Origin of the sequence: Pseudomonas sp. 18.1.10, assembly GCF_024655625.1 — a bacterium.
Taxonomy (GTDB): Bacteria; Pseudomonadota; Gammaproteobacteria; order Pseudomonadales; family Pseudomonadaceae; genus Aquipseudomonas.
Map to the genome: position 1 here is coordinate 1 of NZ_JANLGL010000014.1, position 15,745 is coordinate 15,745.

The 15,745-nt window shown below is 61.2% G+C and carries 16 protein-coding genes; 9 read left to right on the forward strand and 7 right to left on the reverse strand.

The genetic code is table 11. The features are described from left to right. Positions 1 to 70 precede the first annotated feature (70 nt). From cobU to NUV89_RS04195, 7 genes are all read left to right on the forward strand, one after another. Complete coding sequence (cobU, locus tag NUV89_RS04165; protein WP_257780407.1) at positions 71 to 592, forward strand: bifunctional adenosylcobinamide kinase/adenosylcobinamide-phosphate guanylyltransferase; 522 nt, start codon at positions 71 to 73, stop codon at positions 590 to 592. Then, positions 589 to 1,644, forward strand: a complete 1,056-nt coding sequence (gene cobT, locus NUV89_RS04170; RefSeq protein WP_257780408.1) for a nicotinate-nucleotide--dimethylbenzimidazole phosphoribosyltransferase — start codon at positions 589 to 591, stop codon at positions 1,642 to 1,644. The genes cobU and cobT overlap by 4 nt, the downstream gene beginning before the upstream one ends. Continuing rightward, positions 1,641 to 2,216 (forward strand): alpha-ribazole phosphatase family protein, encoded by a 576-nt coding sequence (gene cobC, locus NUV89_RS04175; protein ID WP_257780409.1) that lies wholly within the window; start codon positions 1,641 to 1,643, stop codon positions 2,214 to 2,216. Before cobT ends, cobC begins: the two co-directional genes overlap by 4 nt. Positions 2,217 to 2,218: 2 nt before the next feature. Further along, positions 2,219 to 2,947, forward strand: a complete 729-nt coding sequence (locus NUV89_RS04180) for an adenosylcobinamide-GDP ribazoletransferase (protein WP_124526549.1) — start codon at positions 2,219 to 2,221, stop codon at positions 2,945 to 2,947. Positions 2,948 to 2,989: 42 nt separating this feature from the next. Continuing rightward, the gene (locus tag NUV89_RS04185) at positions 2,990 to 3,394 is read left to right on the forward strand and encodes a MarR family winged helix-turn-helix transcriptional regulator (RefSeq protein ID WP_124526548.1); all 405 of its coding nucleotides are present in this window, start codon (positions 2,990 to 2,992) and stop codon (positions 3,392 to 3,394) included. A gap of 63 nt (positions 3,395 to 3,457) precedes the next feature. Further along, positions 3,458 to 4,657 (forward strand): MFS transporter, encoded by a 1,200-nt coding sequence (locus NUV89_RS04190; protein WP_177325305.1) that lies wholly within the window; start codon positions 3,458 to 3,460, stop codon positions 4,655 to 4,657. Between the two features lie 150 nt (positions 4,658 to 4,807). Beyond that, positions 4,808 to 5,356: a glutathione peroxidase gene (locus NUV89_RS04195; RefSeq protein WP_257780410.1), complete on the forward strand. Its 549-nt coding sequence runs from the start codon at positions 4,808 to 4,810 to the stop codon at positions 5,354 to 5,356. Positions 5,357 to 5,422: 66 nt separating this feature from the next. Here NUV89_RS04195 and NUV89_RS04200 read toward each other — a convergent pair whose 3' ends face one another. The 4 genes from NUV89_RS04200 to NUV89_RS04215 form a co-directional block, all read right to left on the reverse strand. Next, positions 5,423 to 6,700, reverse strand: coding sequence for an OmpP1/FadL family transporter (locus NUV89_RS04200; RefSeq protein ID WP_257780411.1), 1,278 nt, complete (start codon positions 6,698 to 6,700; stop codon positions 5,423 to 5,425). A 146-nt stretch (positions 6,701 to 6,846) separates the two neighbouring features. Beyond that, a complete protein-coding gene (locus NUV89_RS04205; RefSeq protein WP_257780412.1) occupies positions 6,847 to 7,329 on the reverse strand; it encodes a hypothetical protein in 483 nt (160 codons plus the stop codon). A 282-nt stretch (positions 7,330 to 7,611) separates the two neighbouring features. Beyond that, positions 7,612 to 7,836 carry a hypothetical protein gene (locus NUV89_RS04210; RefSeq protein WP_005790139.1) on the reverse strand — a complete coding sequence of 75 codons (225 nt, stop codon included), beginning with the start codon at positions 7,834 to 7,836 and terminating at the stop codon, positions 7,612 to 7,614. Positions 7,837 to 8,279: 443 nt separating this feature from the next. Further along, the gene (locus tag NUV89_RS04215; RefSeq protein WP_257780413.1) at positions 8,280 to 8,585 is read right to left on the reverse strand and encodes a hypothetical protein; all 306 of its coding nucleotides are present in this window, start codon (positions 8,583 to 8,585) and stop codon (positions 8,280 to 8,282) included. Positions 8,586 to 9,041: 456 nt separating this feature from the next. Between NUV89_RS04215 and NUV89_RS04220 the strand changes: the two genes are divergently transcribed. Beyond that, a complete protein-coding gene (locus tag NUV89_RS04220; protein ID WP_257780414.1) occupies positions 9,042 to 9,365 on the forward strand; it encodes a sel1 repeat family protein in 324 nt (107 codons plus the stop codon). 61 nt (positions 9,366 to 9,426) lie between these two features. Further along, complete coding sequence (gene rmuC, locus NUV89_RS04225; RefSeq protein WP_374684457.1) at positions 9,427 to 10,905, forward strand: DNA recombination protein RmuC; 1,479 nt, start codon at positions 9,427 to 9,429, stop codon at positions 10,903 to 10,905. 140 nt (positions 10,906 to 11,045) lie between these two features. Here rmuC and NUV89_RS04230 read toward each other — a convergent pair whose 3' ends face one another. The 3 genes from NUV89_RS04230 to NUV89_RS04240 form a co-directional block, all read right to left on the reverse strand. Further along, complete coding sequence (locus tag NUV89_RS04230; RefSeq protein ID WP_257780415.1) at positions 11,046 to 14,516, reverse strand: PAS domain-containing hybrid sensor histidine kinase/response regulator; 3,471 nt, start codon at positions 14,514 to 14,516, stop codon at positions 11,046 to 11,048. Between the two features lie 120 nt (positions 14,517 to 14,636). Next, on the reverse strand, positions 14,637 to 15,020 hold the full coding sequence (locus NUV89_RS04235) for a YbaN family protein (protein WP_257780437.1): 384 nt from the start codon (positions 15,018 to 15,020) through the stop codon (positions 14,637 to 14,639). Positions 15,021 to 15,040: 20 nt separating this feature from the next. Beyond that, positions 15,041 to 15,628: a YecA family protein gene (locus NUV89_RS04240; RefSeq protein ID WP_257780416.1), complete on the reverse strand. Its 588-nt coding sequence runs from the start codon at positions 15,626 to 15,628 to the stop codon at positions 15,041 to 15,043. Positions 15,629 to 15,745: the final 117 nt, after the last annotated feature.

Genomic DNA, 15,745 nt, shown 5'->3' on the forward strand with positions numbered 1-15,745 from the left:
GACTGACCCACCGCATTCGCGAGCAAGCCCGCTCCCACACAAGCCCGCTCCCACAGGAAGGTATGAGTTTATGCTGCAACTGATCCTCGGCGGCGCCCGTTCCGGCAAGAGCCGCCTCGCCGAAAAGCTCGCCAGCGACAGCGCGCTGCCGGTCATCTATATCGCCACCAGCCAACCCCTGGACGGCGAGATGAACGAGCGCGTCGTCCTGCATCGCCAGCGCCGCCCTGACCACTGGGGCCTGATCGAGGAACCCATCGAACTGGCACGCGTGCTGCGGGAAAACGCCGCCGCTGACGTCTGCCTGTTGGTGGACTGCCTGACCCTGTGGCTGACCAACCTGCTGATGCTCGAAGACCCGCAGCGCTTGGCGTTCGAGCGCGATCAATTGCTGGAAACCCTGGCGACGTTGCCGGGTGAAATCATTTTTGTCAGCAACGAGACCGGAATGGGTGTCGTGCCGCTGGGCGAATTGACTCGCCGCTATGTGGATGAAGCCGGTTGGCTGCATCAAGCTTTGGCCGAGCGGTGTCAGCGTGTTGTCCTGACGGTTGCCGGCCTGCCCCTGACTTTGAAAGGACCTGCGTTATGACTGACACCTGGTGGCTCAACCCTTGTAAGGCAATCGACGCGAATGCGTACGAACAGGCCCTGGCACGCCAGCAGCAACTGACCAAGCCGGCCGGTTCCCTTGGCCAGCTGGAAGCGTTGGCCGTGCAGTTGGCGGGTTTGCAAGGCCAAGTCAAACCCGCGGTGGAGCAACTGTGGATTGCGATCTTTGCCGGCGACCACGGTGTGGTGGCGGAGGGCGTGTCAGCATTCCCCCAGGAAGTGACCGGGCAGATGCTGCATAACTTTGTCAGCGGTGGCGCGGCGATCAGCGTGTTGGCGCGGCAGTTGAACGCGCAATTGGAAGTGGTCGATCTCGGCACCGTGACGCCGACCTTGGACTTGCCTGGGGTGCGTCACCTGAATATCGGCGCGGGCACCGCCAACTTCGTCAACGGCCCGGCGATGACCGCAGCTCAGGGGCGCCTGGCCCTGCAAGCCGGTCGCGACAGTGCACATCGTGCGCTTGAGAGCGGTGCGCAGTTGTTTATCGGCGGCGAAATGGGCATCGGCAACACCACCGCCGCCAGTGCGCTGGCGTGTGCGTTGCTCGATTGCCAGGTCAGCGACCTGACAGGGCCGGGCACCGGGCTGAATGCCGAGGGCGTCAGCCACAAGGTGGCCGTGATCGAGCGCGCGCTGGCGCTGCATGCCGGGCAGCGTGGTGATGCGCTGCACACCCTGTTCAACCTGGGCGGTTTTGAAATTGCCGCGCTGGTCGGCGCCTACCTGGCCTGCGCCCAGGCAGGCATCGTGGTGTTGGTGGATGGGTTTATCTGCACCGTCGCCGCGCTGGTGGCCACGCGCCTGAACCCGGCGAGCCGCGAATGGCTGCTGTTCGGCCATCGGGGCGCCGAGCCGGGGCATCGGCATGTGCTGCAAAGCCTCGACGCGCAACCGCTGCTGGAGCTCGGCCTGCGCCTGGGCGAGGGCAGTGGCGCGGCGCTGGCGGTGCCGCTGTTGCGCCTGGCCTGTGCCCTGCACGGTCAGATGGCGACATTCGCCGAAGCCGCCGTGGCAGATCGTCCGGCATGACCTTGCACCTGGACCTGCTGCGCCACGGCGAGACCGAGCTGGGCGGCGGCCTGCGCGGCAGCCTGGACGACGCGCTCACCGCTAGGGGCTGGGCGCAGATGCGCGCCGCCGTGGTGGCGCAGGGGCCGTGGGATCGGGTGGTCAGCTCGCCGTTGCAGCGTTGCGCACGGTTTGCCGACGAGTTGGGCGCGCAGCTTAAGGTCCCGGTGAGCCTGGAGAAGGATCTGCAAGAGCTGCATTTTGGCGCCTGGGAAGGGCAGAGCGCGGCGGCACTGATGGAGACCGACGCCGAAGCGCTCGGCTTGTTCTGGGCCGATCCCTACAGCTTCACGCCGCCGCAGGGTGAGCCGGTCAGCGACTTCTCCGACCGTGTGCTTGGCGCCGTCGCACGCTTGCATCAGGCTTATGCCGGTGAGCGCGTGTTGTTGGTCAGCCATGGCGGCGTGATGCGCCTGCTGCTGGCTCGAGCGCGCGGGTTGCCCCGGGAGCAGTTGCTGAATGTCGAAGTCGGCCACGGCGCACTGTTCAGCCTGGACGTTGCGGCTGATGGCGTGTTGAAGGAAGGAGTCTGACAATGCTGCCGTTCTGGATCGCCCTGCAATTTCTCAGCAGCTTGCCGATTCGCCTGCCGGGTATGCCGCAGCCGCAGGAATTGGGGCGTTCGTTGCTGTTTTATCCGCTGGTCGGCCTGTTGTTCGGCGGGCTGCTGTGGGGTTTGAACGCGGTGTTGATGGGCGCGCCCTTGCTGCTGCACGCCGCGCTGTTGTTGACAGCCTGGGTGCTGCTCAGTGGCGGCCTGCACCTGGACGGCCTGGCCGACAGCGCCGACGCCTGGCTCGGCGGCTTTGGCGACCGCGAGCGCACGCTCACCATCATGAAGGACCCGCGCAGTGGGCCGATTGCGGTGGTTACCCTGGGCTTGGTGTTGCTGCTCAAGTTCACCGCGCTGGTGGCGTTGATCGAACAACACAATGGTGCGGCGCTGATCCTCGCGCCATTGATTGGCCGGGCGTCGATGCTCGCGCTGTTTCTGACCACGCGCTACGTACGCGCCGGTGGATTGGGCCAGGCATTGTCGGATCATTTACCGAGGGTTGTCGGCCAACAGGTGCTGATCCTCAGCGGCCTCGCGTGCCTGCTGATCGGTGGTTTCAGTGGCGGGATTGCGGTACTGCTCGCGGCGCTGTGCTTCGTCGGCCTGCGCCACCTGATGGTCAAGCGCCTGGGCGGCACCACGGGCGACACTGCCGGTGCCTTGCTGGAACTGCTGGAAGTCGCGGTGTTGGTCGGCTTGGCGCTGTAACACTTTCTTGCATTCTCTTAATCGCGGGTATATACACGTTCCATGCTTGCCTCCCAATGTTTATGCACTAACCTGCGTCGCGCCGCTCGTGGCGTCAGCAGGCACTACGACGGCGCTCTCGACGGCTTCGGGATCAACGTTGCCCAGTATTCCTTGCTGTGCAACCTGCAACGTCTCGACCAACCGAGCATTTCCAGCCTGGCCGAAGCCATGGGCCTGGATCGCAGCACCCTGGGGCGCAACCTGCGGGTGTTGGAAGGCGAAGGCCTGGTGCAGTTGGTGGAAGGCGATGACCTGCGCAACCGCCTCGTGTTGTTGACCGAAGCAGGTGAGGAACGATTGGCCGCCGCGTTACCGGCCTGGGAAGCAGCGCAGCAGAAATTGATCGATCAACTCGGCGCGGAAAAACGCGAAACCTTGTTGGCCTTGCTGGACGAACTCGCCTGACGGCGGGTTTGTTCGAATACAAGCGGGTATATACCCGCGAGCGGAGAATAAGAAATGACCTCGATGTGGCGCACCAGTGGTTGGATTCTTTTGGGGAGTGCACTGATCCTGGCGTTGTCCTTGGGCGTACGGCATGGCTTCGGCCTGTTCCTCGCGCCGATGAGCGCCGAATTCGGCTGGGGTCGTGGCACGTTTGCCCTGGCGATCGCCTTGCAGAACCTGGTGTGGGGCCTGGCCCAGCCTTTCGCTGGCGCATTGGCCGACCGTTTTGGTGCGACCAAAGTGGTGTTTGTCGGCGGGGTGCTCTACGCCGTGGGCCTGGTGTTGATGGGCTTGTCTGATTCAGCGTGGTCGTTGTCTCTGAGCGCAGGTTTGCTGATCGGTATCGGCCTGTCCGGCACCTCGTTCTCGGTGATTCTCGGCGTGGTGGGCCGTGCCGTCGCGCCGGAAAAACGCAGCATGGCCATGGGCATTGCGAGCGCCGCCGGTTCGTTTGGCCAGTTCGCCATGGTGCCGGGCACCTTGGGCTTGATAAGTTGGTTGGGCTGGTCCGCCGCATTGCTGGCGTTGGGCCTGATGGTCGCGCTGATCTTGCCGCTGGTCGGCATGCTCAAGGACAAGCCGCTGCCGGTCATGGCCGGCCAGCAAACCCTGCGTGAAGCGTTGAAAGAAGCCTGCTCCCACTCCGGGTTCTGGCTGCTGGCGTTCGGCTTTTTCGTCTGCGGTTTCCAGGTGGTGTTTATCGGCGTGCACCTGCCGGCTTACCTGGTGGATCAGCACTTGCCGGCGACCACCGGTACCACGGTGCTCGCGTTGATTGGCCTATTCAATATCATCGGCACCTACACCGCCGGTTGGCTCGGCGGGCGCATGTCCAAGCCGCGCTTGTTGACGGCGTTGTACCTGTTGCGTGCGGTGGTCATCGTGTTGTTCCTGTGGGCGCCGGTGACGCAGGTCAGTGCCTACCTGTTCGGCATGGCGATGGGCTTGTTGTGGCTGTCCACCGTGCCACTGACCAACGGCACGGTGGCGACGCTATTTGGTGTACGAAACCTGTCGATGCTCGGTGGGATTGTGTTCCTGTTCCATCAGATCGGCTCCTTCCTTGGCGGTTGGCTGGGCGGGGTGGTCTATGATCGAACCGGTAACTACGATTTGATCTGGCAAGGCGCGATTCTCTTGAGCCTGCTGGCGGCGGCCCTGAACTGGCCGGTGCGCGAGCGGCCGGTGGCGCGTTTACAGGCGCAGATGGAGGCGGCATGAGCCTAGCGGTACGGAGTTTGTTGATCGCAGCAGGGTTGATTCTGATGGTGCTGGCCTGGATGGGCTGGCAGCACGGTGGCCTGGCATTGATGCAACTGGGCATGGCGATCTGTTAAGTTCGTTGCCTGAATCTATTCAAGGACACACGACATGCAGATGCGCTGGCTCGCTGTACCCGTGCTGATGGCCATTGGCAGTGCCGCGATGGCTGCCAGTTGCCCGCCGTTGCTGGAGGGCCAATTGCCCAAGCTGCGGGCCAAGGAATCCATCGACCTGTGCCAGCGCTTTGCCGGCAAGCCCCTGGTGATCGTCAATACCGCGAGTTTTTGCGGGTTCGCCCCGCAATTCAAAGGGCTTGAGGCCCTGTATCAGCGTTACAAGGATCAAGGGCTGGAAGTGATTGGCGTACCGTCCGATGACTTCAAGCAGGAAGCCAAGACCGGCGAGGAGACCGCCAAGGTCTGCTACGTGAACTACGGAGTGACCTTCACCATGACTGAGCCGCAGAAGGTCAAGGGGCCGGATGCGGTGCACCTGTTCAAGGTGTTGGCGCAGCAGAGCAACGCGCCGAAGTGGAATTTCTATAAATACGTCGTAGACCGCCAAGGCACGGTGATCGCCGATTTCTCCAGCCTGACCAAGCCGGACAGCCCGGATTTGATCGAGGCCGTGGAGAAGGCGTTGGCTTCCAAGCCCTGATCGCCGGCCACTAAAAAGCCCCGCCTCCTTTGCAGGAGAGCGGGGCTTTTTTTACGCGGTTCTGAATCAGAACTTGTAAGTCATGCCCAGGCCGAAACCGTTGGCACTGTTTTCATACTTGGCGCGGTAGCTCGACGGCGCGGCGGTGTTGTTCACCTTCACGTCCTCTTCCTTCAGGTAGGAGTACGCCAGGTCGATGGTCATGTTGTCCATGACTGCGTAGCCCAGGCCAACGCTGAAAATCGTCCGGTCGCCGGTAGGGATACGTGGCGAGCGGTCCTGGTTATTGGTTGGCGACTGGTCGAAGGTCAGGCCGGTACGCAGCACAACCTGCTTGGTCAGCTGGTACGAGGTACCCACGGCGTAGGCCCAGGTGTCGTGCCAGTCTTGTTTCTCGGTGATGTTGCTGATTCGGCTTGGGGCGAGAATACCGCCGTTGGCTCCGGTCACACCTTCGTTGTTGACGGTGATCTCTTTCAGGCGGCTCCAGCGGGTCCAGGTTGCACCGCCGTAGAGTTTCCAGGCGTCAGTCAGGTCTTGAGTCACCGACAGGTCGTAGGATTCCGGCGTCTCGATTTTCAGCGAGGCGTCGTAACGGTTGTTGCGCAGGAAGCCTTGGGTCTGCGCCGGGCCGCTGACGGTGGTGTGACCTTCCAGCTTGTAGTTGACCTTGGAGTGGTAGGTCAGGCCGACGCGCGTGGTGTCGGTTGCCTGGACCAGCACGCCGATGTTGAAGCCCAGGGCGGTGTCGTCACCCTTGATCTTGACGTTGGTGTCAGAGAATCTCGGGTCCAGGGTTTTTTCCGATTCCAGCACGCCGGAAATCCGGTTGATGGTCGGACCGAAACCAATGGACACGCGGTCGTTGAATGCATAGCTGACAGTTGGCTGGAAGGTCATCACCTTCACTTCGCTCTTGCTGCCGAAACCACGGCCCTGGAAGCCGTTTTCATAGTCGGTCACCAGGCCGAACGGTGCGTAGACACCAAAGCCGATAGCCCACTGATCGTTGAGTTTGTTGGTGTAGAAACCGAAAGGTACGGCGGTGAATGGAACCATGTCACCTTTGTTGGTGCCGCTGGAAGCGCCACCCGTATCCTTGATATTGGTCGAGGCATCGATGGCCGCGACGCCGCCGGTGACTTGCTGGCCATTCAGGCGCGACATACCGGCAGGGTTACCGTAAACAGTGCTTGCATCATCGGCAGAAGAAGAGCGACCTGCGAAACCGGTACCCATCCCGCTGACGCTCTGTTCGTTGAGGGCAAAGCCGCTTGCGAACAGTTGGGAGGATGCCATGGCAACGGCGAGGCTAAGTGTGGTCTTGAGCATTACTTTTTTCATTATTAGAACTCCGTGGTGATCACCGCTGCGGAAAGTATCAATAAAATTAAGTTCGCGCTATAGGCTGAAATGCTGGAGATAGAGCGGTTTTGTAGGACAATCCGACCAAAATTGAGGTTTTTTGACGAATCTTGCAAATTGCCCGGTCAGCAAGCCACGTGATTCATGGGTGAAACACAGGTCTGCCAGGTCTGGGTGAAATCCCGCAGGCGTCCTTGAGGATGAAATATTTCTTTCCAGATACGCGCCATGGCCAAGACATCGCCAGGGGGTGGCAGTGCGGGGTGATGTTGTTCGACCAGCAGCCAGGCGATGGCGGTGGCGTAACGCAGGTTTACGGTGAGCTCAAGTTGTGGCGCGCTGAGGAAGGCGTGTTGGCTGGCCAGCCCACGTACAAGGCTGGCGCGTTCCGGGTCCAGTGCCAGGTAGTCGTCCCACAGGGCGCGATGGCGCGGCTCGGTGATGCTGTACAGGCCATGGCCGCGCCGGTCGTGCAGGGCCGAGCCCAGTTCTGACTGGCTGGCCGCGATGCCCAGCAGCAGGGCTTCAGCAGTCGGGTTATGGCGGCCGAGGTAGATCAACGTCGGCCGGATCACATAACGACACAATTCGCTGGCAGCGATACCCATACAAGCCTCAATCCGTGACGAAAAGGGGCGGCTAAGCCTGAGAGAGGGGGCTTGGCAGCAATGGATCGGATCTCAGGCTTGCCGGAAGCGGATCATGCCGCTTGAGTTGAAGTGTAGTGTCATATTCATGATGTAAAGGACTGTTTTTAAAACATCTTATTCATTTAGTTATATCGGTTATATCTATTCGGCCTGAGGGTAAAAGTGCATCGCAGAAATTTCAGGCAATAAAAAACCCTGTGTTTTAAACAGGGTTTTTGGTGTTTCAGCGACTCGGGTCGATCAGGCAGTCAGTGCCTGACGGGTACGCTCGATCACGGCCTGCAGCGGTTCTGCGCTGGAGTATTGATCGGGGTACAGGCGTTCGCTGTGACGAGCGATGCCGTGTTCGTTGACCAGGGTGAAGCTGAAGCAGCCTTTGCGAGCGGCCATGATTAGGCAGTTCATTGGTGCAAAAGCGTTGGTGAGGGTGCGAATGGCATCCTGAGTATGGATTTGAGCGTTCATATTATTGGTGTTCCTACAAATGACACAGATAAGAACCGTGCCGTATTAAAACGTTCCAGCGACGTTGATCACGATTGATCGAACGAAGAAACCGACTGGAACAAAGCAGCCAGTTTGAAGCGCTGATAAGTTAGGCGCGCTTGGGCTGGCAGGTAGGTACTTAGGAGGGCAGGCAACACAACAGGGGCAAAGGTTCTGGGCCCGGGGTGAAGATCCTGATCAATTTGCAGGTTGGTTCGGTCAGAGTATCAAGACTTCGCGTCACCCTTTGCTTGTACAAAGGCAGTGTCGTCGCAAGTGATACCTGGAAACCATCGAGGTGGTCGATCCCACGTTGTTCGGGGGAGTTGTTCGACCAGAATTGACTTTCAGCTTGGTACTAACGCCGCGGATAGTAACGGATTGAAACAAGGAAAGAAAGTGTGCTAGCCAAAAAACTTCAATCAACCGCCCAGCAGGCCGCGATAGACCAGCACCGTAGCGGCTGCGGCCAGCGAGCAGCCCAAGGCATAGGCGGCCAGTGTCAGGCGCAATGATTGGCCGGCCTCGATCACTTTCATCACGTCGCGCATGTCGTTGATCCGGCCGTCGCCCAGCTCGATGCACAGGCTCACGGCGGTAAAGGCGGCGGACAACAGAATGGCGATGGCAAACAACGCACCGTCGGGGGAGGGCAACGCCGCATTGATCCCCAACGATATCGCGCAGATGGCCAGGAGCAACACGGCGAATAACAGTATCCCTTTCATCGGCTCACTCACCGTTGCGCTATCGGTGGGGCAGTGTGGCGAGCCGGCCAGGATTTGAAAAGTGGCCGATTCGCGGTAGCGGTAACATTTTTGCGGCCAAGCGCTTTAAAAAAAACGGGGATATAACCATCGGATGGGTACTTGTGCACATTAGTTGCGAAGTGTGTAACCAACCTGTCATCGGCTTCGAAGGGATGCCTTTAGCCTGCGATGGAAATTTAAGTCAATGAAAAATCTCGCTTTTTTTAATTGGTGAAAAAATCGTCAGTTTGACTGCGGCCCCCGCTCCATGGGCCTTTGCGTGAGTTTAAGCAGGGTTGTCCACTGACTTATCCACAGCTTCTGTGGATTGTCCCGAGCGCTTGCTCTAGAACGGGCGTGCCGCGTTTTTTCAGCTTTACCTGTACGAAAAAAAGAGTAGAGTGGCGCGCCTTCCGTTCTGTCCCACAGTGCTTTATGAAGTTTCGCTCAGTATCACCTTCTGTTACCGACACCTCCCAAACTGTTACGGCACCCAAGCGTTTTTCCTTGAAAGTCGCGTTGTGGTTGCTCGACAGCCCGCGCCTGGGGCACAACACCAACGTCAAACACTTTGCCGGGCGCTTGCTCAAGCAGCCTGCCCGTGACGGCGTCGTGGCCGCCCAGAGCCGACTGGGCCAACTGATGTGCCGCGAATGCGGGAATGCGCGTGATCGCCGCATCGGCCATGACCTGTTGCGCCTGGCCGCCCGCGCCGGTGACCGCCGCGCCCAGCGTGAACTGGGCCAGGTCGAAGACTGAGCTGTCGCCTGGCCCTGAGCTCCGTTAACCTCTCTCTTTTTCGCTGATGGCAGAAATGGCTATGGCTTTTGACTGGACAGGTATTGCCCTGGGCCTCGCTGGCGCTGCAGTGCCGTTGTTGGCCTTGTGCTGGCAGCTGCAACGGCGGTTGACCGCACGCACCACCGGCTGGGAATTGCTCGAAGAGCGCCTGGCCACGGCACTGATGGCCCAGGAAGGCCTGGCTGCCCAGCTGGATGCGAGCCGCGATGAAATCAGTGACCTGAGCCAGGCCAATGCTGCCAAGCAAGCCGACCTGGCCGCCGTGCGCCGTGAAGTCGAACTGTTGCAGATCGACCGCGACAACGCCCGCGACGCCGCCCATGCCTGGAACCTCGACCGCAACGCCAAGGACACCGAACTGCGCCGCCTCGACGCGTTGTCGGCGGCGCTGCGCGCTGAACTGCGCGAGCAACAGGACAGCCATCAACAGCGCCTCACCGACCTGCAAGGCTCACGTGACGAGCTGCGGGCGCAGTTTGCCGAGCTGGCCGGCAAGATCTTTGATGAGCGCGAACAACGCTTTGCCGAAACCAGCCAGGAGCGCCTGGGGCAGTTGCTCGACCCGCTGAAAGAGCGCATCCAGTCCTTTGAAAAGCGCGTGGAAGAGAGTTACCAGAATGAAGCCCGCGAGCGCTTTTCCCTGGCCAAGGAACTCGAACGCCTACAGCAACTGAATCTGCGTCTGTCCGACGAAGCCACCAACCTGACCCGCGCCCTCAAGGGCCAGAAAACCCAGGGCAACTGGGGTGAGCTGATCCTTGAACGCGTGTTGGAACACGCCGGTCTGGAAAAGGGCCGCGAATACCAGACCCAGGTAAGCCTCAAAGGCCCGGACGGCGAGCGCTTCCAGCCGGACGTGCTAATCATGTTGCCTGGTGACAAGCAGGTGGTGGTCGATTCCAAGGTCAGCCTGACCGCCTATCAACAGTATGTGGGCGCGGATGATGAGGTGATCGGTCAGGCGGCGTTGAAGCAGCACGTGTTGTCCCTGCGTAATCACGTCAAAGGCCTGGCCGGCAAGGATTACAAGCGCCTGGAAGGCTTGCACAGCCTGGATTTCGTGTTGCTGTTCGTGCCGATCGAAGCGGCGTTTTCCGCGGCGTTGCAGGCCGAGCCCAACCTGTTCCAGGAGGCGTTCGACCGCCATATCGTGATCGTCAGCCCGACCACGTTGCTTGCCACCCTACGGGTGATCGACAGCCTGTGGAAGCAGGAGCGGCAAAGCCAGAACGCGCGGGAAATCGCCGAGCGTGCCGGGTGGCTGTACGACAAGTTCGTGTTGTTTATCCAGGATCTGGATGAAGTGGGCAATCGTCTGCAGCAGTTGGATAAGGCTTACAGCGCGGCGCGGAACAAGCTGACAGATGGACGCGGAAATCTGGTCAGTCGTACCGAGCAATTAAGGTTGCTGGGTGCCCGCGCCAGCAAAAGCCTGCCGGCAGATCTGTTGGAGCGGGCAATGACCGATGCCGATGGCGTAGCCCATCTCCCTGAATAAACACCGATCAAAATGTGGGAGCTGGCTTGCTCGCGAAAGCGGTGGATCAGCCAATACAAATGTCGCTGATATACCGCTTTCGCGAGCAAGCCCGCTCTCACACAAGCCCACTCCCACAATTCAGATCGAGTAAGGCCTACCTACAGCGGCAAATGCCGACTCAGCAACGCCCGCAACGCCGCCGGTTTCACCGGCTTGGCCAGGTAATCCAGCCCCGCTGCATGCACCTCGGCGACCATCTCTGGCCGGCCGTCGGCGCTGATTACCACGCCGGGGATCGGCTCCGCCAATTGCGCCCGTAGCCAGCCCATCAACTCGGTACCCGTCTCGCCATGGTCCAGGTGGTAATCCACCAACGCCAGTTGCGGGCGCACGCCGTCGGCCAACAGCGCCGCACATTGCGCCTGGTCGGTGGCGGTCCACACCTCGCAGCCCCAGCGGCTCAACAGGCTGCGCATGCCGATCAGGATGCTTTCTTCGTTATCCACGCACAGCACTTGCGCACCGCTCAATGGCAGGCCGCTTTCTTGCGCGCTCTTCACCTGCGGACTCGCCTGGTTGCGCGCCAATGGCACGCGCACGCTGAAGACGCTGCCCTTGCCGGGCCATGAACGCACGCTCAAGCGATGGCCCAGGACGCGGCACAGGCCATCGGCAATCGCCAGGCCCAGGCCCAGGCCTTTTTCGGCGCGGGTCTGGTGGCTGTCCAGGCGCTTGAATTCTTCGAAGATCACCTTCTGTTTATCCACGGGGATGCCGGGGCCACGGTCCCACACCTCCAGGCACAACTCACCCTTGCGCCGGCGTACGCCAAGCAGCACCGGGCCGTCGGCATAGCGGAACGCGTTGGTGAGAAAATTCTGCAAGATCCGCCGTAGCAGCTTGATGTCACTGTCTACCCGCAGGCGGCTGCCGCGCAGGCGGAAGCGCAAGCCTTGTTCTTGGGCCAGGGCCTTGAATTCAGCGCCAAGGGTGTCGAACAGTTCATTGAGGGCGAAGGGCTGGCGCTGTGGATTGATCTTGCCGTTTTCCAGGCGCGAGATGTCCAGCAGGTCGCTGATAAGGTCTTCGGCGGAGCGCAGCGAGCTATCCAGGTGCTGCACCAACTGCCGTGCCTCACTGGACAGGCCGTCGTTCTGGTGGGACAGGGCGGCAGAGAACAGGCGTGCGGCGTTCAGCGGTTGCATCAGGTCATGGCTGACCGCTGCGAGGAAGCGCGTCTTCGATTGGCTGGCGGACTCGGCGACGCCTTTGGCATCGGTGAGCGCCACATTGAGTTGGGACAGTTCATAGGTGCGTTCGGTCACCCGTTGTTCCAGGCCTTCGTTGGCCTCGGTCAGCGCTTGCTCGGCTTCGCGGAAGGCGGTGATGTCGGTGAAACTCATGACAAAACCGCCGCCTGGCATCGGGTTGCCGATCAGCTCGATCACCCGCCCGTTGGGGAACAGGCGCTCGGAGGTGTGCGCGCGGCCCTGGCGCATCCAGTGCAGGCGGCGCGCCACATGCACTTCCGCCTCGCCCGGCCCGCACAGGCCGCGCTCGGCGTTGTAGCGAATGATGTCGGCAATCGGCCGGCCGACGCTTATCAGGCCGTCTGGGTAGTTGAACAGTTCCAGGTAACGGCGGTTCCACGCCACCAGCTTGAGGGATTGGTCCACCACGCTGATGCCCTGGGTGATGTTTTCAATCGCGCCTTGCAACAGCGCCCGGTTGAATTGCAGCACCTCGGAGGCTTCGTCGGCGATCCGTACGACGTCCTCTAGCTGCATTTCCCTACCTTCAATCGCGGCTTTTACCACGGCCCGGGTGGACGATGCGCCAAGCACGCCGGCCAACAGGCGTTCGGTGTGGGCGATCCAATCGTTATCGGCATTCTGGTTGGGGTTGAAGCCTTTGCCCTGGCGGTAGGCGAAACGGATAAAGCTCTGCTGGGCACGCTCTTCACCGACAAAACGCGCCGCGAGGCTCAGCAGGTCGCTGATCTGCACCGACAGCATCGAGCGTGCATTGGCCCGCTGGCTGATTTCCTGGCCAATGAAGCGTCCCGCCTGCCAGTGCTCGGATACCCGTGTGCGCGACAACATCGACACCCAGACGAACAGGGTGAAGTTGCCCGCCAGGGAGAATACGGTGCCCAGGGTCAGCGAGGTCACCGACAAGCCGAACGGGTGGGAATGCATCCACGTCAGGCCGGGGAAAAGGCTCAAGGACCAGCCGAGACTTTTCGCCGTTACCGGTAGGACCAGGGTGTAAAACCACAGGAACGTGCCCGCAGCCAAACCGGCAAATACGCCACGCCGGTTGGCTTGTTTCCAATACAGCGCGCCGAGCATGGCCGGCGCCAGTTGGGTCACGGCGGCGAAGGCGATCTGGCCAATGGTTGCCAGGCTCGCGGTGGAGCCCAGCAAGCGGTAACTCACGTAGGCCAGCAACAGAATGATCACAATGCTGACTCGGCGTACCGACAACATCCAGTGGCGGAACACTTCGAACGGCCGCTCGGCGCTGGAACGGCGCAACAGCCAGGGCAGCAGCATGTCGTTGGAAACCATGGTGGACAGGGCGATGCTCGCCACGATCACCATGCCGGTGGCCGCCGAAGCGCCGCCGATAAACGCCAGCACGGCGAGGGTCGGGTGGGCTTCGGCCATGGGCAGGCTGATGACGTAGGAATCCGGCAGCACCGAGCCGGGCAGCAGCATCTTACCGCCCAAGGCGATAGGGATGACGAACAGCGCGGCGAGGATCAGGTAGGCAGGGAACACCCATTTGGCCAGGCGCAGGTCCTGGGGGTCGATGTTCTCCACCACCGTTACGTGGAACTGCCTCGGCAGGCAGATGATCGCCATCATGGCCACGCCGGTCTGCACCACCATCGACGGCCAGTTGACGGTTTCTTTCCAGTATTCCTCCAGGCGCGGCGCGAGCATCGCCTGGTTGAACAGGTCGCCGAAACCGTCGTACAGGCCGTAGGTCACGAACGCGCCGACGGCGAGAAAAGCGAACAGCTTGACCAGCGATTCAAACGCAATCGCCAGCACCATGCCGCGGTGGTGTTCGGTGGCGTCGAGGTTGCGGGTACCGAAGACAATGGTGAACAGCGCCAGCACCAGCGACACGATCAATGCCGTGTCCTGGGCGCGGGTGCCGGTGGTGTCTGCGCCGGCGCCGATCAGCAGGTTCACGCCGAGCACGATGCCTTTGAGTTGCAAGGCGATGTAGGGCAGCACGCCGACCAGGCAGATCAGCGCGACCACCACCGCTAGGGACTGGGATTTGCCGTAGCGCGCGGCGATAAAGTCGGCGATGGAGGTGATGTTTTCCTGCTTGCTGATCAGGATCATCTTTTGCAATACCCAGGGTGCCAACACCAGCAGCAGCACCGGTCCCAGGTAGATCGGTAAAAACGCCCACAACTGTTCGGCGGCTTGGCCGACAGCGCCGAAGAAGGTCCAGCTGGTGCAGTAGACCGCCAGTGACAGGCTGTACACCCAGGCGCGCACGCGTGGCGGCAGCGGCGCGCGGCGGCGGTCACCGTAGAAGGCGATGGCAAACATAATGGCCATATAGGCCAGGGCAACGGCGGCGATCAGCCCGCTGGACAGCGTCATGGTAACTCCGAGCAGAAGAACACCCAGGCATTCCAGGCCCGGTGGAGCAGTTTCGCATGATGCAGGGGGTTAGTCAGTGTCGACCAAGGTCGTGTGAGGGGGAATGTCGCAGGCTCGCGTTTAGCGCGGCGGCAGGGTTTTCTGGCGCAGGATATAGATTGTCACCAGTACGGCGCTGGTCAGCATGAAGCCTCGCGCCCACGGCAGTGGCACCAGGTAGCAGGACAGGCCGATGCTCAGCCACATCAAGCCGATGGCGTAGACCTTGCCCTTTAGGGGAATGCCATTGCCGTCCAGATAGTCGCGAATCCACGGGCCCAGGCGCGGGTGTTCCACCAGCCAGTGGTAGAAGCGCGGGGAGCTGCGGGCGAAGCAAGCGGCGGCGAGGAGCAGGAAGGGGGTGGTCGGCAATACCGGCAGGAAGATGCCGATCACTCCCAGCGCTACGCTCAGCCAGCCGATGGCCAGCAGTGCGTAACGCAGGAGCGGCGAGCGGTTGCCCATGGGTGTCACGGGCAAGCGACTCAGTGGTGACGTGGCTTGAGGATCGCCGGTTTTTCGTCAGGGGCGTTGCACAGCAGGTACAGGGCGGTCAGGGCTTCCGGGATCTGGACGATCATGTCGTCCATCAGGTTGGCATCGGAAGCGATGTCGGCGAACTCTGGCTGGTCGTCGAACAGGCCCGAACCGACCATGATCGGCAGCAGCATTTCGCTGACTTCTTCCTCGGCGGGTTCGAACCAGGCGGCTTCGCGCAGGAACACGCCTTCCATGAAACCGATGCACCAGCCGCGCAGGTCGGAGTCATCCGGCTCTTCGCCCAGGTCCAGGTCGCATGGCAGCTCGAATTCCTCGTCGGAGGCCAATTGGCGACCGATGTGGGCTTTGAGGGCGATCAGGGTCGATTCGATTTCTTCGCGCTGGGCGGCGTCCGCATAGTGCGGCTCTTCGGCGAACAGTGCGTCGATCCACTCACGATCCGGTACTTCCTCGGAACAGATGGACAGGGCGGTCAGGTAGCCGTGGGCGGCCACGTAGTCCAGCGCCTCGTCATGCAGCTCATCGGCGTCGAGGAAGGCTTGCAGGCGGGTTAGTTGCTCAGCGAAGGACATTGAAGGACTACCTTGGGAATAAACGATGCTGAATTCTAGGCTTTCTTGAGCGCCCAGGCCAGCCACACTGCATATTTGCCAGGTTTTAGATAGCCGTCGCTATTCGTCAGTCGCGCC